Source organism: Calothrix anomala FACHB-343 (genome assembly GCF_014696435.1).
GTDB classification, from domain to species: Bacteria; Cyanobacteriota; Cyanobacteriia; order Cyanobacteriales; family Nostocaceae; genus Aulosira; species Aulosira anomala_A.
The window spans coordinates 41,907-61,993 of sequence record NZ_JACJQG010000027.1; the positions used below are offsets into that span (position 1 = coordinate 41,907).

A 20,087-nucleotide genomic window follows, 5' to 3' on the forward strand; every position below is an offset into this window, starting at 1 on the left:
TTATTTAAGAAAATATTTATAACGTAAATATTAAGTACGGTGAGTTACAGCTATGCAAGGATTGGGTAACTCAAGAGAGTGAAAATTACCCGTAATGCAACTTCCTTTTTGGTGCGTTAAGCGTTGTTATAACACAACCTACAATTTAAGGTTTATTTTAGAAATTATCACAAAGTTGGTGAGGTACAGATAATCGTTGATTGTAGGGGCATTGGCACTGCCATGCCCCGAAGCGCGTACCTCATTTACCTGAAATATGCTGTAAATAAATTCCTAGTCGGCTAATCACCAAAAAATCTCTTGTCTCTAGCCCCTAGTCACTAGCCTCTAGCCCCTTATTTTCCGAGAATTCTGTGCAGAAGATATCAAGTCTATCAGTTCGGTAAACCTCATCATTGATCTGACCATCAGCCCTCAAAGTCAATCTATCTCAAGAGCAGTCCGGAAAATAGCTGGAGTACGGTAAACTACAATACTAAACTGAGATAGTAACCGTTACAATCAAAGCAATAAAGCAAGTGGAGGAGCCACCAGGATGCAAATTACATACGATTCTGATAAGCGTAAATTGCTATCCTCTCTATGTCATGGGGCGATTTTCTTTAGTACAACATTATTGTCGGTGGGAGTGCCAATAGTCATTAACATCATTTCCGACGACCCAGTTGTTAAAAGCAACGCCAAAGAATCGATTAATTTTCACTTCAATGTTTGGTTTTGGGCAACTGTAATTGGCGTACCTATTGGAATTTTAACTTGGTTAACCTTTGGTATCGCCGGATTTTTACTATTTCCCATTATCGCTTTAGGCTTTTTACTGCATTGGGGACTGACAATTTGGGCGCTATTTCACTGTCTAACTAATCCAGATGAGCCGTTCCGTTATCCGTTCATTTTTAGACTGTTGTAATCACCAAATTAATTTGAAAATCCCCAGAAATAGATTAGTTAAATTTTAAATAATGAGGGTGCGTCAGTTCTAGAAATTGAACATACAGCGATGTCTGTATTTCCGACACACCCTTAAATTTTATATAGACTTGAGATCCTTACCAATGACCAATGACCAATGACCAATGACAAATAACCAATTCCTAAGCCAACGGAACTTCGATATTTTCTACTTTGAGTAAAATTTTCAGTAAAGCGACGACACCAATTTGGGTGGACACTTCATCAGCATCCCATTTACCATCGCTTTTATATTTACCTTGAGTGTAATGATTAGTAGCTGACCAAAGGTAAGGACTAAAGACTTCTGGATGGTACATTCTATAGCCAAAACCGTTAAATCTTTCTAGCTGCCAAAGCTGTGCTGCTAAACTCCAGTCTTTTACTTTATCAAAATCTTTTAAAGTTAAAGCATCAATTGCACTTTCTTCCCAAGTATATCCTGATTCCCAGCCATTGATAGGTTCGGCTAAGGGTCTACCCGGAGGGGTGTTAACAGTACGTTTTTTTAGCGAATCGCCATTATGCAGGTGTCTGGTGAACTTGAGAGAAGATTCCATATTGTGGATAACTGCGATAAAGTACCAGGGAACATTAATTTGTCGCTGTATTGCTCTGTAGCGTCGGCGATATGAGGAGATTTGCGTCACTATATCTTGAACCAGGTTCAATTTCTCTGGCTTAATTTCGCAAGTACTCCAAAGTCTTTGATATTCCGGTTTGAGGTCGCGCAGTCTAACTGATATTTCTGTTGTCATGTTGTTATGCACTAAGTATTAGCACTAGTTTTTTGGTGCCATAAAGTTAACTTATTTTTTCCGAATTTCAGTTTTTTGATACAAAAAATTAAATTTTTCTTATTTATCGGCTAGTCGCTAATGTTACCATCGACAAAACATGAGCGCTAGTTTAAAACTGTTAAGCAGACAGAAGTAAATTCGCTAAATAACTTCAGGGAAAATCATAAATCAATCTAGATGATTCCATCGGGACGCAGTAATTTTGCGGCTACAAGTCTCAAAATAAATACTTTTTGCTTTTCATATATAAGCTGGGGGGTTAGACCCTTTTTATAGCTTCTGTCCTCTAGCTTCTGGCTTTCTGTGGTCAACATATCTAGATAGCAATTAGTTTTATTGACAGTAATCAGCTTTAGTTATGACTTAGGTTTATAGCGATAGTTAAATTTACATTATGTAACTGCTGCAATCTTGTATTTAATAAGATCCTTCTCATACACTATATAAGTGCTTTTTCAGCATAAAATATATACTTGTATATACTGATAGCGTATATGATAGGTAATAATTTTGACGAGAATTCCTATCTCAGGTATGTTCTCACACAGAATTAATCGATACAAGCATATTTGTAGCTACTTAGTAAGTAGAACAAGGGAGGAAAGTAAAAAATGAAACTACAAGATTTTTTAGGAACGCAAGAGAAATGGAACTTTGAAGCGATCGCAGACGATATAGATCTCACTCGTCAAATTCAGGTACTGTTAATAGGCTTGGATTTATTAGAACCACCAGCCGATGGTAAATTTGGGCCAGTTTCTGCGGCGGCGCTAAGAGAATTTCAGGAATTAACTAAGTCGGGAGAAAAAGATTATTTAGGCTCAGTCACAGCCAAAAATTTAATCGAAACTAAACCAGGAGATTTACCGCAACCTCCCTTAAAACTTAGCAGCAACATTGCCAGCAGAATTATCAAATATTTGCAGATTCAAAACTATCAAATATTCACTGGCGCTAAACAATACAACATTGTTTATATCGAAGGAATGAATGAAGATTGGACTCTCAATAGCGATACACCCAATCAATTCAACGACCGTCGAATTGTGATTGAAATTGTCGAAGGTGTTCCCAAAATTGTCAACCACTGGCAAGCCACTACCGAGCCAGGTAGCTATTATACATACAATCCCATGAATCCGAAAGGTGCTGCCAGAATTAAGTTTGGACAGTATAAAGCTTGGGCGGTTGGCTTTCATGGTAATGCAGATCGTCACGAAGCTTTAATTCAAGTTGCACCAATTACCGTTCACCGCGATTTCGACAAAAACTTTAAACGTACCAACGATAAAGTAGACACAGGACTGTTTGCAGTTAATCAACATTGGGGCTATGATGCACCAGTCAACGATATCAAAAACGCCAGTGCAGGTTGTTTAGTCGGACGTAGGCGAGACGGACATCGCGAATTTATGGCAATCATTAAACAAGACCGTCGCTATCTAGCTAATAAAGACTATGTCTTCTATACTAGTATTATTCCTGGGGATGATTTAGTGAAAACTGTTCCTGGGTGAAATTAAATTAATTTTGCCCAAATTGCATTAACAATTATTTAACCACCTCAATCCTGTGAACTCGATTGAGGTGGTTATTAGTCATTAGTCAATAGTCATTAGTCAATAGTCATTGGTAAGGGTTGATAGTTAGTCAATCACGAGAAAATCTCACAACCAAATATGAAAATCTTTTTCTCCTAGCCCCTAACCCCTATTTTCAAGCTATTTTGCATTTCTTCCCATAGTTGTGTTTAATTCTACTGACTTACTTAGTACAACATTTCATTAATTCCTAGCTGATTTCCGCGTACCTACCCTGTGGGAACGCCTAACGGCAAATGCGCTTACCTCTGCGCCCCTTTGCGTTTAAATTTCAACTCTCAATGAATCACGATTATATGCAAAGCTGTACTGAGAATATATTTTTGTAAAACTAACGGAACGCCCATTAAACTAACCTCATCCTCCTAAATCTCTCAGTAATGCTTCTACTCTAGCGACACCATCAAAATCATTGCGTCGCTGGTATAAGTCACGGGCTTTATTGAGGACGTTTACAGCTTGTTTAGCTTGTCGTCTTTGCTTATACATTGAACCCATTAACTCATAAGTTTGGGCATTATTCCGATCTAAATTAATTGCTTGTTCATAAGCCCAGTTAGCTGCTTCGTAGTCACCCAAACGCGCTTGGGTGACAGCTAATCCTAAATAAGCATTCACATTATTGCGATTTAGTTGAATCGCACGCCGATAAGCTTCTTTTGCTCCGGCTGTATCGCCCATATTACCTTTAATGTAACCGACAGCGTAGTAAAAATCGCCGTTGTTAGGACTAATAGCCAATGCTCGACGGTAAGCGGCTAATGCTGCGGGAAAATTTCCTTGTTGGGCATATAAATAGCCAATACCTGAATGAATTTTTGCGTTCTTAGGTTCGAGAGTTGCGGCTTGTTGGTAAACGGAGATTGCTCCATTATAATCACCAGCATCAACTAATCTGCGCCCCTCTTCTAGCATTTGCTTTACTTCGGGAGTTCTCGCTTGTGCGAACAAAACTTGAGCTTGAGCTGCTGGCGATATAGTTGCAGCAAAACTACCTAATAACAAAATGCTTACTATAAATGTAATCGGTTTGTACACAGTAAATTTCCTGAGTTTCTAGGGAACTTTTTTCTTGTACATTAAAACAGAAATATTGAGTTTTGCAAACTGTATTTATTCTGGTTTATAAAATTTTAATAATGTTTTATCTACATTGTCAGTACTGATGGAGAAAAATCAGAGTTTTTACGTAATTGTTCAGCAAGACATAGTCAATCGAAGGTATATTCCACAGTATTGTTAAAGGACAGTCTTTGAGTCCAGCAATCCTGTTAAATTTATACTATGATTATCATCATTCATCCTTGATGAAATCAAATATTTATACAGTTACAAAGTTAAATATTAGACATTATAAAACTCACTCAAATCATCTCTTGAAGAGGGATATTATATTGATGATGACAGCAATTAGGAGCGATTGTCAGCCAATTTAGTCTCGGAATGCAAAAGGTTTTACATGTAATCAATATTCTGGAGTATGTGTTGATTATTTTCATATTTTCCAGGAAATTGGCAACACACTTAGTAATAAATAACAACTGAGCCAAAGCTGTACGATATAACGCTTGGTGAATGAGGCAACTATTGTGAATCAGAATCAAGCACAATAGAGAGAGCTAATTGATAGATTTGCCGCCGGGGTAGGGAAGTAAACTTGGCTAATTGACGGCTAGCTTGCGATCGCGAAATTCCCTGACGCATAATTTGTTCTAATTCAGCTTTGAGTTCGGCTTCTGTTAGTTGGGGTTGACTAGCTGGCATTCCCGCTACCACTAGAGTATATTCTCCTTGGGGTTCGCGCTGGCTGTAATGACTGATGGCTTCGGCAATTGTTCCCCGCCAAAATTCCTCGTAAAATTTGGTTAGTTCTCTAGCTAAAACAATTTGGCGATCGCTTCCTAAGCTTTCTCCTAAGTCTTGTAAAGTATCGCGTAATCGGTGGGGCGATTCGTAGAAAATTAAAGTGCGAGATTCTGTCTGCAGAGATTCTAAATATTCTCGCCGTTGTTGCGTCTTGGCGGCAAGAAAACCTTCAAACACAAATCGATCCGTTGGTAACCCAGAAGCACTTAAAGCCGCAATTGCAGCACTCGCACCGGGAATGGGTACCACTGTTATCCCCGCTTCCACACATGCTTTCACCAATTCATAACCCGGATCGGAAATTCCTGGCATACCTGCATCGCTAACCAAGGCAATGGCCTTACCATTAGTTAAATGCTCTAACAATTCCGGGATGCGGCTACTACGGTTATGTTCGTGATAACTAATTTGCCCAGTCTGAATTTGAAAATGTTGTAATAGTTTCCCTGTATGGCGCGTATCCTCCGCCGCAATCAAATCCACATTTTGCAAAATCCGCACCGCCCGAAAAGTGATATCTTCGAGATTGCCAATTGGTGTACCGACAACGTAAAGTGTTCCTGGTTTGGGATCGGTTTGCATGAGAGACTAGGGGCTAAGGGCTAGGGAAGAAATAACAATTGTACAGACGCGATTCATCGCGTCTCTGACTAATGACAACTGACAATTATGGTTTATTTGTAGGTTTAGTTACCTTAGATTTAATTTATTTAGCTGAATCTGCTCCCCAAAATAATCAAAAGCTGGTAGCTATTGACTATACTGTAGCAGCAGGAGGCCCGGCAACAAATGCGGCGGTGACTTTTAGCTATTTAGGAAACCAGGCTAAAGTTTTGGGTGTGGTAGGTTCGCATCCAATGACGCAACTAATTCGTACAGATTTAGATAATTATCAGGTAGCGATCGCGGATCTTCAACCTGACGCGACAACCTCTGTACCAGTATCTTCGATTATTGTCACCGAATCTACAGGCGATCGCGCTGTAGTTTCCATTAATGCGGTAAAAACTCAAGCCAGTATTTCCGCCTTACCGTCAGATATTTTGCAAAATATTGATATATTGCTGATTGATGGACATCAAATGGCAGTTAGTATTGCATTAGCGCAAATGGCTAAATCTCAGAATATCCCTATCGTCATCGATGGCGGGAGTTGGAAAGCTGGGTTTGAGGAAGTTTTACCTTTTGTCGATTACGCTATTTGTTCGAGTAATTTTCATCCTCCTAACACTCACTCTACAACAGAAGTTTTTGCTTACCTGAGTGATTTTGCCATTCCCCACATCGCCATCACTCACGGAGAACAGCCAATTGAATATATAAGTTGTGGTAATAGAGGTGTAGTAGATGTGCCGCAGATATTAGTAGTTGATACACTAGGGGCTGGAGATATTTTTCACGGGGCATTCTGCCATTATATTTTACAGGAAACTTTTACCGATGCTCTGGCGCAAGCCGCAAACGTGGCTGCTAAAGCTTGCCAATTTTTTGGTACTCGTCGGTGGATGGATTAGGGGCTAGAAAATAGAGATGTTTTGATAATTGGCTGATTAAAGAGTTAACTTAGACAAGGCATAATTCATGAAAGATTTATCAGAAATATTAGCGATCGCGCGTCAAGTAGGATGGGGTGCAGCAGATATACTCAAGTCTTATTATCATGGCACAATTAAAGACGCTAATTTAGCAGTTCAATATAAACAAAATGAGCCTGTTACGGCTGCTGATATCGCTACTAGTCAATATATTTTAGAAAAATTACAAGCAGCTTTAGGTAATGAAGATTTCGCCTATATTAGCGAAGAAACTTATAAAGCACAACAAATTAAAAGTAATTCTACATGGGTATGGATTATCGATCCGTTAGATGGCACAAGAGATTTTATTGAAAAAACAGGCGAGTATGCAATTCACATTGCTTTAGTTAAAGAAAGACGCCCAGTACTAGCAGTTGTTGTTATTCCTGAAGCACAAAAATTATACTTTGCTACTGCGGGTGGGGGTACATTTGTGGAAACAAGTAATGGTGCTATTCCCTTACGAATGTCTTTAGAAGGTAACAAAAAATCTTTAGAAGATTTAACTTTAGTTGTGAGTCGTTCCCACCGCAACCCAAAATTAAATTACTTACTAGAAAATCTTCCTTGTAAAAATCAAAAAGCTATTGGTAGTATAGGTTGTAAAATTGCCGCTATTGTTGAGCAACAAGCAGATATTTATATTTCTCTTTCTGGTAAATCTGCGCCTAAAGATTGGGATATCGCCGCACCAGAATTAATCTTAGCCGAAGCTGGCGGACAGTTTACCCATTTTGATGGCTCGCCATTACAGTACAATACCGATGATATTAATCAATGGGGTGGTTTATTGGCGAGTAATGGTCAATATCATCACTTACTTTGTACAGAAGCAGAAGCTATTTTATCGCAATTTTCTGAGTCAGAGTTTGATGGTAAATAAGATTTTGCGGATAAATTACGGCGATCGCCAGCTGATTTTGCAGTCGCAGTAGAATGCAATTGATCTTTTACGCTTGTTCAAAAAACCAGCAATTGTGTAATAATAGAGTAGGCTTACAAATATGCATGTCATCAACTAACCTTCGTTGCTGACCTTCAAGTATATTGAGTTAGAAATCAGACTCCGTAGGAGTCAATTTTGAAATGCTGTGCTATAATAGCGGATATAAAGATTATTTTCGGTTGAGTTATTCGTTTTGATTTCTCTAAAGCGTCTCTCCGAATCTAACTCTCTACAATTTCTGAATTCGGAGACAGAGCATGTCAATTTATGTTGGGAATTTGTCCTATCAGGTTACTGAGGAAGACCTGAAGCTGGCATTTGCAGAATATGGGAAGGTTAATCGCGTTCAGTTACCAACCGATCGGGAAACAGGCCGTCCTCGCGGATTCGCATTTGTAGAAATGGAATCGGATGCTCAAGAGCTAGCTGCCATTGAAGCACTTGACGGTGCGGAATGGATGGGAAGAGATCTCAAAGTTAACAAAGCCAAGCCACGTGAAGAAAGAAGCTCTCCTCGTGGTAGCTGGGGTAACAACAACCGTAATAATCGCCGTTACTAAGTTTGGCATCAAAAACTTAAAAATCTAGAGTCTCCAGCAGTTAAAGCCAAAGGCTCGATGCTGCTGGAAAATTTTATTTTGTCTATTCATCCATATAGAGGAGGAATGAGAATGACACAAGTCGTATTAGGAGAGAATGAAGGTATTGAATCAGCTTTACGTAGATTTAAACGGGAAGTTTCTAAAGCAGGAATTTTCCAAGATATGCGCAAAAAACGTCATTTTGAGACGCCTTTAGAGAAAGAAAAGCGCAAAGCAGTAGCTAGACACAAGCAAAATCGTAGACAACATTCTCGCTACAGATAAGATTCCTAAAAATTTGCTCTTCGACTTAATTACCGTGTTTTACTACCATGTTTGGTAGCATTAGTCTCGGGAAGCGCAAACGCAAATAACTAGGCAGACATCCATACATAACTATTGTAGTAGTAGCACTGTTTTAGCTTTCAGTGCTACTACAAATGTATGTAATCATAGATTATTGGCAGTATAGATATTTTTGTCCGATTCATAGATTTTTGTTTGTGGAACTTATAGCTTAGTAGATATATCTTGTTTGTATACTGACAAATATTGTAGTTAGTTGCATAACGCAATCTCTGATTCTGGATTTTCAGACAAATGTTGCGCCTTTATCATTTATTAATTGCTGCTATCTTAGTGGCACTAATCCCAGTAGGATTGAAATATGGTTCTAATTTTATTCCGAAAAATCAGACTGAGCAGCCCCCCGCAGTAGAACCATCAGCAAAGCCTAAACCCGTACCGACAGAGGGTAATATTTGGCGGAATATTCTGGGTAACGCCTCAGCACCAACAGATTGGGAAGTTGCGCCTTGTGAAGGAAATGCGCCACTGTTATGTGTTTCAACGGAAGGCAAAGTTTTAGGTACAGTTGAGATTGGTGTTTACCCCTTGGAAAAAAATTCAGCTTTTCAAAAGCAGCTAGAAGCAGCAGGTATTCCCGCCAAGAGTAAAATAGATTACCAAAATCCTCAGTATCAAACCCAGCTATGGACAGCGTTAAAAGCTTGGGTGACAGATTATTATACTGCGATCGCCAAAGACCGTCAGGTAAGTTATGGAAAGGAGACTATTTTTTCCAGCCATCCCCCACAACTAGTAACAATTGGTAAACTTCCAGGAATCCGCTACGGATTTACGGGACTTAAACGCGAGGGTGGAGTCAAAGAGCAACATATAGGTCATGTTACCTTTGATGGTAATGCATTGTATGTGATTACCAGTGCTTTCGATCCCAGTTCAGCAACAGGTAAATTTGACAAATTAGAAGATTTGGCAATTTTTCAACCATACCTTTATGCGATCGCAGCCGATATGAAGTTACCTAACTAATGCGGTTAGTATTTCTTGAAATAGATGCTCAAAAATCCTCCCAAACCATTGACTAATGACAGCCCTTGCCAGTTATATTTAATTACACCTACCTACTTATAGCAATCAGATTATTTGTCAGATAATACCAATTTGAAAAAAGAATGCAACAGATTGTAGGGGCACTGGCACTGCCATGCCCTCTAGAATATATTCATATATCGCCAACATTATTTGAATTGTTATAAGTTATGGCAACTCGCAGTTTTTGCTAATTGGTGTGAGTAATAGATAATTAAAAATATTACCCATTACTCATCACCAATTAACGCCAAACTTAAATTTCAGCTATGGCTCTTTCAATCAGACGACGCGCTAGAGTTTGCGTACCAGTGTGTTCATAGTAATTGGTTGACACATCCAAAAACGCCGCTAAATAATCCAATTTGCTATCAGAAAATTCGACAAAACCTTGCAAATGGCTGACAACTTTTTGCGGTGTCAATCCATTGGATACAACAAGACCGTTCATCCAACCTTTGACAGAATCAAAGCTTTCACCAATAAAGTTCAGTTTCCCAGCAGAATTACCCCCAGGAATTGCATCTTTGATATTTTGAAAAGTTGTGTTTTGTTCTAATTCTTGTGGGCTGGTTTGACTTAATCCAGATATAGCCTTACTGATAAAGTCAGGCCCTAATGGAATTAAACCATCAACGCAGACTAAAGCTACCAGACGGATTAAAGACTCACCACTATACTCACCCAAAGATACGACAAAATCGCCAATGCTATCGCCAGGAATACCGTTAATTTGGCAGAAAGCTACTAATTCAGCCACTAACTTTAAGGTCAAGTCAATAGTTTGGGCTTTGTCAGGTTTGGGAGTAACACTATTTAAAAAACCCAACAAAGGAATCTTTTCACCCACCTTATTGGCTAAAGCTGCTGCGCCCAGAATTTTATCTGTATTATCAACAGTTTGATATAGCCACAAAGCTGTTTGGTAGCCTTGAGATTTATCATTAAAAAGATAAATCGCTCGTTCGCCAATTTGCTGAATTAAACCTTCGTCAGTTTCCCCTGTAACAGTCTTAATTGTGTTGACAAAACCTACAGTATTATGCCATTGACCTGGGGCGACAAAATCAAGGGCGTTCAACATATTAACAGTCAATCCACCTGTTGGTAGTTGATCCACCAACTCAAAAATCGATTTACTCAAAATAGTCTCCTTATTTTGGTGTAGTAAGTTTTATTTCTGGATTACAGCTTATTTGAGTTTAGCTAGACCATCAAGATTGAATTTTTCTATCCAAGCTTCCCTGTCTGCTGAGGTAAATCCTGGATCTTTAGAAAGCACCTTGACTTGGTACTTACCCACCAAAACCGAAGTTTGAGTATTACCTAGTTTGACTGAGGGGTAACCGCCAACTTGTTTGGTGCTATTGGAGAATTTAGCCGCCGCACCAGGAATACTAGTGGTGTCGGAAATAGACAATTGGGCGACAACTTTGCCATCTTTTTTCAAATTCGCTTCGGAAAAGCCTTTTTTCTCTTGAGTGTAGACACGTTGGTAACCATCACCCCCAGCCGGGAAGAATTGGTTTAATTTGCTACCTTGAGTCGCATCTTTAGCAACTGCTTGTCCGCTTTTTTGCCGACTGCTTTCTTGCTGTGCTTGATCGAAACGTCCGGGAGTTTTTGGCGAACATGCTGTAGTCAGTAGTAATACTGAAAGTAATACAGCCGCTAAAATCCTCCGCCCACGTGGGAAAGTCATATTTTGCTCCTCCTGATGCTTGAGCTTTGAGGCAATTATCAGCGCTTGTTTAGCTTTTAGCCAGAAAATTTATTTTTTGATAATGATTTGGTGAGTATTGAGTATTACAATCAAAGACAAAAAAGTAGGGGCGCATGAGGAGGATAAGGTAAGCGAGAGGAAATCAGTTATAAGAGGAAAATTTTTCCGAAATTACCGGATATTCTCTTGGAATCAATTTATGTAACTGCCAAGAGTACATCTACAGGTGATTCAAATGTATTTTTTAACTTTTTCCCTCCATTTTGATAGAGAACCTGGCCTAGATCAGGGTCGTTTATGCTTGCGCCATTTAGAAAAAGGGACTTTACGAGTTTGGCAAGCTACGTCAGCTACAGATAAAAAGCAATACAAAGACAATTTTCATGAGAGAGGAGGATTTATACCACCTGAGTATAGAGTGCCAGGTCTAAAATCTTGGACTGTGAATACCAAACCTATCTCCATGCCAGATAACCCAGGTGTTGATGGAAACTTCTACAAAATCGATCCACACGAAGTCAAAACCGATGAAGGTGGTATTAGAGGCGATTTTGGCATCCATAAAGATGGTAATGTTCCTGGCTCAATGGGATGTATTGTCATGAGTCCCGACCGGTTCCAGCAATTTGAAAAAGAAATCACTGAACTAGCTAAAGATGGTGTTACTTCTTTACCACTCTTTGTAACTTACAGCTAGAAACAATATATTTTTTAACAATCTCTGGCTAACTGCGTTGAAAGTTGACTGTTGACTGTTGACTGTTGACAGTCAACAGTCAACTGTGACTATTCTGCTTCAGTCCGATAAGCTATGACAGCATAAAACGGATCTCCCCCTGGCGCGCCTAACCATTGGAGAATAGATGGCATGGTTGATTTATGCACAATGACTTCTGGAGTAGAAAATCCGGGGACTGAGGCAAAGTAGTTTTTCACTAGTTCGACTCTGGTTTCTTCTGTACCATCTCGCCAAGCTTGAATCGCTTTTTGATAAAACATCCGGTTAGAAAAGCTCATAATCGCTACACCACCGGGTTTGAGAATGCGGTGAATCTCTGAAAATATTGCTTCTGGGTACTGAATATATTGCACAGAAACGCAATTGAGAACCGCGTCAAAATCTCCATCTGCTAAGGGTAGCTGGGGGTTATCGTTGAGATTTTGCACAAAATAATGATTTAATTGGGGATTACGTGCCAACTCTTCAGCATTTAATCCATGCCCTTCAACGTGGGAAAACTGCATTTCTGGCGGGAGGTGGGATACCCAACTACTCATCAGATCTAAGATGCGCGTGTTAGGTTTAAGTCGCTGACGATATACATCTGTTAGCTGTGTAATAAATGCTTCATCAACATGAGTAACAAATCGAGGGTAATTATAAAACAAATTGTCATTTGTGTCATCTAGCTTCAAGCGTTGATCTGGTCGCAAAATCATAACTTAAATCTTTATTTTGGAGGATTTTTTCGCGAACTGAATTAATTTCAGTTAGGATTTAAATCGAGTAATTGGTATGATGCCTTACATATTTTAAAGGCAGATTAACAATTAAATGCACTTAGCTCGCAACATTCAATTCGTACTAATTAATGTTGTACAAAACCCGAGTATTTCCGAGTATATGGCGGTCAATCTATTTATTTGTTAGATTGCCCTATGTGAGTTTGTTAGTTTGGCTGATTCCTTTAATATTGTGCAATTCTGGGCAAAATAGCCTGATGGCTCATGATGAAGGCTTTTATGCAGGGCGCGCAAGGCAAATGTTTGAATCTGGCGACTGGATAGCGCCTTGGGGAACTGCCCATCATAAAACTCCTGGCTCTTATTGGTTAATTGCGACGGCTTATCAGTTGCTGGGAGTGAGCGAATTTAGTGCCCGACTTCCCAGTGCGATCGCGGGAATTTTTTGTCTATTTACAATCTACGAAATTGCCAAAATTATATTAAGTCAAAAAGTAGCATGGCTCACAGCTATTATTTTAAGTGTGGAATTTCTCTGGCTACAATCATGTCGGCTAGCCGCTCCTGATATTCCCACAATTTTATTGGTACTTGTAGGGATTTTATCTTTTCTGAAAGCAGAATTATCTCCAGATAAAAGCTATTTTTGGCTGTTTATTACTGGCTTAAGTTTTAGTTTAGGTTTTTTATTAAGAAGCTTTGTAATTTTTCTGCCAATGGTGGCTTTATTACCTTATTTAATTGGGGAACATCGCCGTCATCAGCATCTTTTTAACCCTATTTTTTATGTGGGTTTAGTTGTGGGTTCAATTCCTACATTAGTTTGGTTGGGGTTAAGTTGGTTGCGCTTTGGCAATGATACTATTGGACAATTACTAGGGTTTGTGGTAGAGCTAGGTTCGGAAGACCGCAACCATAATGGATTTTTCTTCTATTTCTGGAATATTCCTTTAAAATCATTTCCTTGGGTTTTTTTCAGCCTTTTAGGGATGGCTGTAGTTATAAAACGTCCTATTCCTCGCTACCAGTTACTTGTAGTCGGTTTTCCTGTAGTTTTATTTACTGAACTGAGCATTTTCTCTACTCGTCTTTCTCACTACGCGCTTTGTCTATATCCTTTTATAGCTTTATTAGCGGCTGTTGGTTTAGATTGGCTGGGTAAGCTGTATCAGCAAGGATTTACACCTCAGACTCAGGCGAAGAAATATCTTCCCCGAAATTTTAGTTACGCTTTTGGAGTTTTCAGTATTGTCTTGCTGTGCGCAGGAATATTGGCTCTGAATTACGGCGATGCTTACCTTAAACAACGGGCAATTCCCTGTTTAATTTTAGGATTAGGCTGGTTAACAGTACCTTTGATATGGATTGCGCGTCACAGATTTGGGCAAAAGTTTTTGAGCGATCGCTATTGGTTAGCTAGTTGGTTAATTCCCTGTTGGCTAACTTTAGTTATGGCTGGTAATTTAGGGTTTTTAGGTGATTACAATCCAAATTTTAAGGCTTTTTTCCAACGGCCAGCGATCGCCTCTATTCTCCATTCTCATCCGGTTTATTTTGCTCAAGTCGAAGATAAAAACTCTGTATTGCTGAATTTCTACACTCCCATACCTGCTGCTAGGGTTAGCGCTATTTCTCAAGTCCCTGTATTGAGCTATGCTTGGATATCTGCAAATAACCAGCAATTATCCACGCCTTATCGCGTTATTGCTACACTACAAGAGTACCAGCTGATTCAAGTCCTACCTTAAGGCGGATGGCGCTCGGTTGTTGCAAACTAAAATTTAGTTAGTTAAAATAATAGTACGCGCACTAAATAATTATTGGCTATGGTGTCTATATCTAAGGATTCTGAAATATTGGAGTCGTGGCAGCAAGTTCTGGCACCATACAGCATCGGCTACAGAATTAAGCTACTCTCGCAGCTGCTGACTCGCAAGTTTACAGAAAAGCTAGAACCTTTTGGATTGACACCCTTTCATTGGTTAGTATTGTGCTGTTTGTGGCAAGAAGATGGCTTACCTACTTCCAGTATTGGCGATAAGCTCAAGCAAGTGGGCGGAACTTTAACAGGCGTATTAGATCGGATGGAAGAACGGGGTTTAGTGCGTCGCGAAAGAGATGCGCACGATCGCCGCATCTGGAGAATTTGGCTGACGGATGCGGGTAAGGAATTAGAAAAAGTTTTACCACCCCTGGCGGCAGATTTGCGCGATCAAGCCATGATGGGGATTTCGGCTTCAGAACGAGAATTATTTTCCCAGTTATTAAATCGGGCGATCGCGAATTTGGGCTAGGGGCTAGTTAAGAGTAAGCTAATGCGCATATCAATTGCATAAATACTAATAAGGGCTGTCAACAGTCAACAGTCAACAGTCCTCACAATGGATTTTGCAACTTAAAAGCAGAATAGCTTAGAGACTCTTACTTGAGAATCAGCAACAATCGCCCAATTGGGTGAAGTACTGTAAAGTTTTGTTTTGCATAATAATAGTACGCACGCGAAGGGAACGCTATATAAAGGCTAGTAGTTAAATATTACGCATACTAAATAAAATTATTCAATCATTGAGTTAGGGGAGTTAACAATTATGGGCGCTACTACTGGTAACGGATACAAAAAAAGCAGTATTTCTGTGATCGAGCCAGAATTAATTACTGATATTGAGAGTTTGGAAGCTGTTACCGCTAGTCCAGAAGCAACAGTTGTCACTCCCGAGGCTCCCACAGAACAGCAGCCAGAGTTAGAAACAGAGAAAAAAGCTGAGAAAAAACGCAAAAAACCAATCGGTTTGATTTTAGCTGGGTTAGGTGTAGGAGCGATCGCGGCTGGTGGTTTTGGATATAACTATTGGCAATATGCTTCGGCTCACGAATCCACAGATAACGCTACAGTGGTGGGCAATATTCACCAAGTTGCTAGCCGCATTCCTGGAACTGTGAGCCAGGTACTAGTGAATGATAACCAGCTAGTGCAGCCAGGACAGTTATTAGTAAAACTCGATCCACAAGATTATCAAAGTAAAGTCCAGCAAGCGCAAGCGGCGCTACAAACTGCGCGCAGTCAAGCGGAAGCCGCACAAGCAAATATTTTATTAGCTTCGCAAACCTCTACTGGTAAAACAACTCAGGCGCAGGGAGATGTCAGCAGTGCAGTAGCTGCAATTTCCACAGCCCAAGCTGCAGTTAGAGAAGCACAAGCCGGGATACCCGCCGCCCAAGCGGAAGTACAATTAGCGCAAGCCGGAATACCCGCCGCCCAAGCCCAAGTCGCCCAGGCGAATGCGAATTTGGCAAAAGCCCAAACAGATTACAACCGTTACAGCAGCTTATTTAAAGAAGGCGCAATTGCGCGTCAGCAATTAGATACAGCCAGAGCCGCCTATGATGTGGCTGTAGCGCAGAAAAATGCGGCGGTTCAGGGAGTCGAACAAGCCCAAGCGAGGTTAGCTGCGGCGAAAGTGGGCGTAGCTAAAGCCCAATCCCAACTAGCGCAAGCACAAGAAGGCGTCACCAGCGCCCAAGCCAAACTCGCCGCGTCGAAAGGCGGATTGCAACAAGCCACCGCTACCGGACAGGATACCGCAGTTAAACAAAGTCAGTACGAAGCAGCTAAAGCCGCGATCGCGCAGGCTGAAGCATCGTTAAAAGATGCGCAGTTACAACTTTCTTACACAAATATTACCGCTCCCAGTGCCGGACGAGTAGGCAGGAAAAATGTTGAAGTTGGTAACCGGGTACAAGTCGGGACACCATTAATGGCGATCGTTGATAACGGCTATTGGGTAGTAGCCAACTTTAAAGAAACCCAATTGAATAAAATGCAACCCGGACAGCCAGTAGAAGTCAAGCTCGATGCTTTTCCGAATCACCAGTTTACAGGTCGAGTTGATAGTATTTCACCCGCTTCTGGTGCGCAATTTGCCTTATTACCGCCAGATAACGCCACTGGTAACTTTACCAAAATCGTCCAACGGATTCCTGTCAAAGTAATTTTAGACCAAAAGAGTATTCAAGGATATGACTCGCGGATTACGCCAGGGATGTCTGCAGAAGTTACTGTAGAGGTTAAGTAAATTATTGGTCAATAGTCCACAGTCAATAGTCCACAGTCTCAAAATTCATAATCCTGAACTATTGACCATTGATCCATAACCATTGACTCTTGTACAGACGCGATTAATCGCGTCTCTAACAACTGACCCTTAAATAATGCCTAAAATTCAGCTGCTTCTACCTGCATTAAAATCCAAAAATTACCGCTTGTTTTTTGCCGGACAAGGTATTTCTCTGATTGGGACTTGGATGACTCAACTAGCTACAATTTGGCTAGTTTATAGCTTAACAAACTCACCATTACTCTTAGGAGTTGTGGGATTTACTAGCCAAATTCCTAGTTTCTTTCTTGCTCCCTTTGGGGGCGTTTTTGTAGATCGCTTTTCGCGCTATCGTACCTTAATTTTTACCCAAGTTATGGCGATGATTCAGTCCTTAGCATTGGCGGCGCTGGCGCTAACGGGTGTGATTCAGGTATGGCATATTATTGCTTTAAGCTTATTCCAGGGATTTATTAACGCCTTAGATGCACCAGCCAGACAAGCTTTTGTGCCAGAACTGGTGGAACGGCGCGAAGATTTAGCCAATGCGATCGCTATTAATTCAACTATGATTAACGGGGCGCGATTAATTGGCCCGGCGATTGGCGGTTTAATTATTGCTAGAATTGGCGCTGCTTACTGTTTCCTTATCGATGGTTTAAGCTATATTGCTGTGATTGCTGCCTTATTAGCAATGACAATTAAACCTTGGCAAGTACCAGTAAATAATGGCAATCCCCTACAAAGAGTTAAAGAAGGATTTGTCTATGCTTTTAGCTTTCCACCAATCAGAGCAATTTTATTACTATCAACTTTAGTCAGCTTAATGGGATTACAAAATACTATTTTAGTGCCCATTTTTGCAGAAGAAATTCTCAAAGGTGGTGCCGAAACATTAGGATTTTTGATGGCTGCTTCTGGAGTTGGCGCATTATCAGGTGGAATTTATCTAGCTACGAGACAAACTATATTAGGTATTGGCAAATTAATAGCTATAGCTCCAGCAATTCTCGGAGTCGGTTTAATAGCTTTTTCTGTTTCTCGATTTTTACCGCTTTCTTTATTCACAATGTTATTTGTTGGCTTAGGCACAATTCTCCAAATTGCTGCTAGCAACACATTTTTACAAACAATTGTAGAAGAAGACAAGCGCGGTAGATTAATGAGTTTGTATACCATGTCATTTCTAGGTATGATTCCTCTAGGTAATTTATTAGGAGGTTTTTTAGCTAATCGCATTGGTGCTACTAATACATTAATTATTGATGGCATAGTTTGTATTATTGGCTCAATAATTTTTGGTAAGCAACTCCCGGCATTAAGGGAATTAGTGATACCTGTTTATGAACAAAAAGGCATTTTAAAACCGTTAAAAAGTTCTAGATAAATATGCCTGCTACTGCCTAATTTAATAGAATTATTCCTGCGCCAAGCAACTAAAAACGGAGCAATTTTATGGCTAATACTGGCACCATCCAGCAGCATACTTCCCGCCCCCCAGAAAATATCCCTCTCAGAACTTGGATTGGTGTATTAGCCAGTATGCTTGGTGCATTCATGGCGGTTTTGGATATTCAAATTACCAACGCTTCATTACAAGAAATTCAAGCTAGTTTAGGTGCAACTTTAGAAGAAGGTTCCTGGATTTCTACGGCTTATCTAGTTGCAGAAATTGTAGTTATCCCTCTGACAGGTTGGCTTTCGCGGGTGTTTTCTTTACGACGTTATCTATTAGTTAATACAGTATTATTTATCTTCTTTTCTATATGTTGCGCTTGGGCGTGGAACCTCAACTCTATGATTGTCTTCCGCGCTTTACAAGGGTTTACAGGTGGGGTTTTAATTCCTTCAGCCATGACAGTTGTACTGACAACTTTACCCCCCTCTAAGCAAGCAGTAGGATTAGCTGCATTTGGGATTACCGCAGTTTTTGCACCCTCAATTGGCCCCACATTAGGCGGTTGGTTAACAGAAAATTTTAGTTGGCAATATAGCTTTTATATCAATTTATTTCCCGGTATATTAATGCTAACCGGCGTATGGTATGGCATTAAACAAGATCAACCGCAATTACAATTACTAAAACAAGGTGATTGGTGGGGAATTATTTCAATGGCGATTGGCTTAGGTTCCCTACAAGTTGTATTAGAAGAAGGTAGCCGGAAAGATTGGTTTAGTTCCGCTTTCATTGTCCGCTTAAGTGTAATTGCGGCAATTTTTATAACTTTATTTTTAATAATAGAATTAACTCGCAAACAACCGTTTATTAATTTAAGATTAGTGCTGAAGCGAAATTTTGGTTTAGCGAGTGTTATTAATATTTCCCTGGGTGTGGGATTATATGGTTCGATTTATATTTTACCTTTATATCTCGCCCAAATTCAGAAATATAATGCTCTACAAATTGGTGAAGTGTTAATTTGGGCAGGAATTCCCCAATTATTTATTATTCCGTTTATTCCTAAATTAATGCAACGCATTGATGTGCGGTTTATGGTGGCTGTAGGAGTTTCCCTATTTGCCCTCAGTGCTTTTATGAATGCAGGAATGACATATCAAACAGGATTAGATCAATTAAGATGGTCGCAATTAGTCAGAGCGATGGGACAACCATTAATTATGGTACCTCTAACTACTATCGCTACGGCGGGATTGAGTCCTAAAGAAGCGGGTTCGGCAAGTGGTTTATTTAATATGATGCGGAATATGGGAGGTTCTTTAGGGATTGCGGCATTAGCAACTTTATTAACTAATCGAGAGCAATTTCACTCGAATCGATTAGGTGATAGCGTATCTTTATATAATCCTGAAACTCAACAGCGCATCGACCAAATGACCCAATATTTTATCAGTCGAGGAGCAGATTTAAGTACGGCGCAAAATCAGGCGATCGCATCTATATCAAATATTGTCCGTCGCGAAGCCTTTGTGATGGCTTTTAATGATTGTTTTCACTTTATTGCCATTGCTTTATTATTAAGCGGCTTGGCGATTATTTTTATTAAAAAAGTTAAGGCTACAGGTGCTACTGCTGCTCATTAAATATTCAACCTCTCTCCCAAACGAAGAGAGGTTAATCAAAAAGTCAA

General features: G+C 40.0%; 19 protein-coding genes. 13 read left to right on the top strand and 6 right to left on the bottom strand.

Features of this window, described 5'->3' with window-relative positions:
* Window positions 1-535 precede the first annotated feature (535 nt).
* Entirely contained in the window at window positions 536-910 is a 375-nt protein-coding gene (locus tag H6G08_RS16930; RefSeq protein WP_190544968.1) for a DUF4870 domain-containing protein, read from the top strand.
* Window positions 911-1,094: 184 nt separating this feature from the next.
* On the opposite strand, the gene H6G08_RS16935 is transcribed toward H6G08_RS16930, so the two are convergent.
* Window positions 1,095-1,709, bottom strand: coding sequence for a hypothetical protein (locus H6G08_RS16935; RefSeq protein WP_190544970.1), 615 nt, complete (start codon window positions 1,707-1,709; stop codon window positions 1,095-1,097).
* A 653-nt stretch (window positions 1,710-2,362) separates the two neighbouring features.
* Here H6G08_RS16935 and H6G08_RS16940 point away from each other — a divergent pair.
* Entirely contained in the window at window positions 2,363-3,268 is a 906-nt protein-coding gene (locus H6G08_RS16940; RefSeq protein ID WP_190544972.1) for a peptidoglycan-binding domain-containing protein, read from the top strand.
* A 441-nt stretch (window positions 3,269-3,709) separates the two neighbouring features.
* On the opposite strand, the gene H6G08_RS16945 is transcribed toward H6G08_RS16940, so the two are convergent.
* Together H6G08_RS16945 and rsmI are read right to left on the bottom strand one after the other, a co-directional pair.
* Window positions 3,710-4,390: a tetratricopeptide repeat protein gene (locus tag H6G08_RS16945; protein WP_190544974.1), complete on the bottom strand. Its 681-nt coding sequence runs from the start codon at window positions 4,388-4,390 to the stop codon at window positions 3,710-3,712.
* Window positions 4,391-4,936: 546 nt separating this feature from the next.
* Window positions 4,937-5,800 carry a 16S rRNA (cytidine(1402)-2'-O)-methyltransferase gene (gene rsmI, locus H6G08_RS16950; RefSeq protein ID WP_190544976.1) on the bottom strand — a complete coding sequence of 288 codons (864 nt, stop codon included), beginning with the start codon at window positions 5,798-5,800 and terminating at the stop codon, window positions 4,937-4,939.
* A 71-nt stretch (window positions 5,801-5,871) separates the two neighbouring features.
* Between rsmI and H6G08_RS16955 the strand changes: the two genes are divergently transcribed.
* From H6G08_RS16955 to H6G08_RS16975, 5 genes are all read left to right on the top strand, one after another.
* The gene (locus H6G08_RS16955; RefSeq protein WP_190544977.1) at window positions 5,872-6,732 is read left to right on the top strand and encodes a sugar kinase; all 861 of its coding nucleotides are present in this window, start codon (window positions 5,872-5,874) and stop codon (window positions 6,730-6,732) included.
* 67 nt (window positions 6,733-6,799) lie between these two features.
* Window positions 6,800-7,678: a 3'(2'),5'-bisphosphate nucleotidase CysQ family protein gene (locus H6G08_RS16960; protein ID WP_190544979.1), complete on the top strand. Its 879-nt coding sequence runs from the start codon at window positions 6,800-6,802 to the stop codon at window positions 7,676-7,678.
* A gap of 320 nt (window positions 7,679-7,998) precedes the next feature.
* Window positions 7,999-8,301: an RNA-binding regulator gene (gene rbp, locus H6G08_RS16965; protein WP_190544981.1), complete on the top strand. Its 303-nt coding sequence runs from the start codon at window positions 7,999-8,001 to the stop codon at window positions 8,299-8,301.
* Between the two features lie 111 nt (window positions 8,302-8,412).
* Window positions 8,413-8,607, top strand: a complete 195-nt coding sequence (gene rpsU / locus H6G08_RS16970; protein WP_096642267.1) for a 30S ribosomal protein S21 — start codon at window positions 8,413-8,415, stop codon at window positions 8,605-8,607.
* 315 nt (window positions 8,608-8,922) lie between these two features.
* Entirely contained in the window at window positions 8,923-9,657 is a 735-nt protein-coding gene (locus H6G08_RS16975; protein WP_190544983.1) for a hypothetical protein, read from the top strand.
* A gap of 316 nt (window positions 9,658-9,973) precedes the next feature.
* Here the strand turns inward: H6G08_RS16975 and H6G08_RS16980 are convergent, their stop codons facing one another.
* A complete protein-coding gene (locus H6G08_RS16980; RefSeq protein ID WP_190544985.1) occupies window positions 9,974-10,861 on the bottom strand; it encodes a hypothetical protein in 888 nt (295 codons plus the stop codon).
* Between the two features lie 48 nt (window positions 10,862-10,909).
* Window positions 10,910-11,419 carry a hypothetical protein gene (locus H6G08_RS16985; RefSeq protein ID WP_190544987.1) on the bottom strand — a complete coding sequence of 170 codons (510 nt, stop codon included), beginning with the start codon at window positions 11,417-11,419 and terminating at the stop codon, window positions 10,910-10,912.
* Window positions 11,420-11,882: 463 nt separating this feature from the next.
* Here H6G08_RS16985 and H6G08_RS37205 point away from each other — a divergent pair, with 463 nt between their 5' ends.
* Window positions 11,883-12,137 carry a hypothetical protein gene (locus H6G08_RS37205; protein ID WP_206758297.1) on the top strand — a complete coding sequence of 85 codons (255 nt, stop codon included), beginning with the start codon at window positions 11,883-11,885 and terminating at the stop codon, window positions 12,135-12,137.
* A gap of 89 nt (window positions 12,138-12,226) precedes the next feature.
* On the opposite strand, the gene H6G08_RS16995 is transcribed toward H6G08_RS37205, so the two are convergent.
* Entirely contained in the window at window positions 12,227-12,880 is a 654-nt protein-coding gene (locus tag H6G08_RS16995; RefSeq protein WP_190544989.1) for a class I SAM-dependent methyltransferase, read from the bottom strand.
* A 152-nt stretch (window positions 12,881-13,032) separates the two neighbouring features.
* On the opposite strand from H6G08_RS16995, the gene H6G08_RS17000 reads away from it, so the two are divergent.
* The 5 genes from H6G08_RS17000 to H6G08_RS17020 all read left to right on the top strand — a co-directional run bounded on the left by H6G08_RS17000 (window position 13,033) and on the right by H6G08_RS17020 (window position 20,040).
* Window positions 13,033-14,652 carry an ArnT family glycosyltransferase gene (locus H6G08_RS17000; RefSeq protein WP_190544991.1) on the top strand — a complete coding sequence of 540 codons (1,620 nt, stop codon included), beginning with the start codon at window positions 13,033-13,035 and terminating at the stop codon, window positions 14,650-14,652.
* A gap of 78 nt (window positions 14,653-14,730) precedes the next feature.
* Window positions 14,731-15,198, top strand: a complete 468-nt coding sequence (locus H6G08_RS17005; protein ID WP_190544993.1) for a MarR family winged helix-turn-helix transcriptional regulator — start codon at window positions 14,731-14,733, stop codon at window positions 15,196-15,198.
* Window positions 15,199-15,492: 294 nt separating this feature from the next.
* Entirely contained in the window at window positions 15,493-16,977 is a 1,485-nt protein-coding gene (locus H6G08_RS17010; protein ID WP_190544995.1) for an HlyD family secretion protein, read from the top strand.
* 136 nt (window positions 16,978-17,113) lie between these two features.
* Complete coding sequence (locus tag H6G08_RS17015) at window positions 17,114-18,385, top strand: MFS transporter (protein ID WP_190544997.1); 1,272 nt, start codon at window positions 17,114-17,116, stop codon at window positions 18,383-18,385.
* A 68-nt stretch (window positions 18,386-18,453) separates the two neighbouring features.
* Window positions 18,454-20,040, top strand: a complete 1,587-nt coding sequence (locus H6G08_RS17020) for a DHA2 family efflux MFS transporter permease subunit (protein WP_190544998.1) — start codon at window positions 18,454-18,456, stop codon at window positions 20,038-20,040.
* Window positions 20,041-20,087: the final 47 nt, after the last annotated feature.

What these genes read in the sequence shown, in the direction of transcription:
- H6G08_RS16975 (WP_190544983.1), top strand. Translation starts at nt 8,923, where the DNA reads ATGTTGCGCCTTTATCATTTATTAATTGCTGCTATCTTAGTGGCACTA.
- H6G08_RS17015 (WP_190544997.1), top strand. Translation starts at nt 17,114, where the DNA reads ATGCCTAAAATTCAGCTGCTTCTACCTGCATTAAAATCCAAAAATTAC.
- H6G08_RS16935 (WP_190544970.1), bottom strand. Translation starts at nt 1,709, where the DNA reads ATGACAACAGAAATATCAGTTAGACTGCGCGACCTCAAACCGGAATAT.
- H6G08_RS17005 (WP_190544993.1), top strand. Translation starts at nt 14,731, where the DNA reads ATGGTGTCTATATCTAAGGATTCTGAAATATTGGAGTCGTGGCAGCAA.
- H6G08_RS16995 (WP_190544989.1), bottom strand. Translation starts at nt 12,880, where the DNA reads ATGATTTTGCGACCAGATCAACGCTTGAAGCTAGATGACACAAATGAC.
- H6G08_RS16960 (WP_190544979.1), top strand. Translation starts at nt 6,800, where the DNA reads ATGAAAGATTTATCAGAAATATTAGCGATCGCGCGTCAAGTAGGATGG.
- rbp (WP_190544981.1), top strand. Translation starts at nt 7,999, where the DNA reads ATGTCAATTTATGTTGGGAATTTGTCCTATCAGGTTACTGAGGAAGAC.
- rsmI (WP_190544976.1), bottom strand. Translation starts at nt 5,800, where the DNA reads ATGCAAACCGATCCCAAACCAGGAACACTTTACGTTGTCGGTACACCA.
- H6G08_RS16940 (WP_190544972.1), top strand. Translation starts at nt 2,363, where the DNA reads ATGAAACTACAAGATTTTTTAGGAACGCAAGAGAAATGGAACTTTGAA.
- rpsU (WP_096642267.1), top strand. Translation starts at nt 8,413, where the DNA reads ATGACACAAGTCGTATTAGGAGAGAATGAAGGTATTGAATCAGCTTTA.
- H6G08_RS17010 (WP_190544995.1), top strand. Translation starts at nt 15,493, where the DNA reads ATGGGCGCTACTACTGGTAACGGATACAAAAAAAGCAGTATTTCTGTG.
- H6G08_RS17000 (WP_190544991.1), top strand. Translation starts at nt 13,033, where the DNA reads ATGTTGTACAAAACCCGAGTATTTCCGAGTATATGGCGGTCAATCTAT.
- H6G08_RS16955 (WP_190544977.1), top strand. Translation starts at nt 5,872, where the DNA reads ATGACAACTGACAATTATGGTTTATTTGTAGGTTTAGTTACCTTAGAT.
- H6G08_RS16930 (WP_190544968.1), top strand. Translation starts at nt 536, where the DNA reads ATGCAAATTACATACGATTCTGATAAGCGTAAATTGCTATCCTCTCTA.
- H6G08_RS17020 (WP_190544998.1), top strand. Translation starts at nt 18,454, where the DNA reads ATGGCTAATACTGGCACCATCCAGCAGCATACTTCCCGCCCCCCAGAA.
- H6G08_RS16985 (WP_190544987.1), bottom strand. Translation starts at nt 11,419, where the DNA reads ATGACTTTCCCACGTGGGCGGAGGATTTTAGCGGCTGTATTACTTTCA.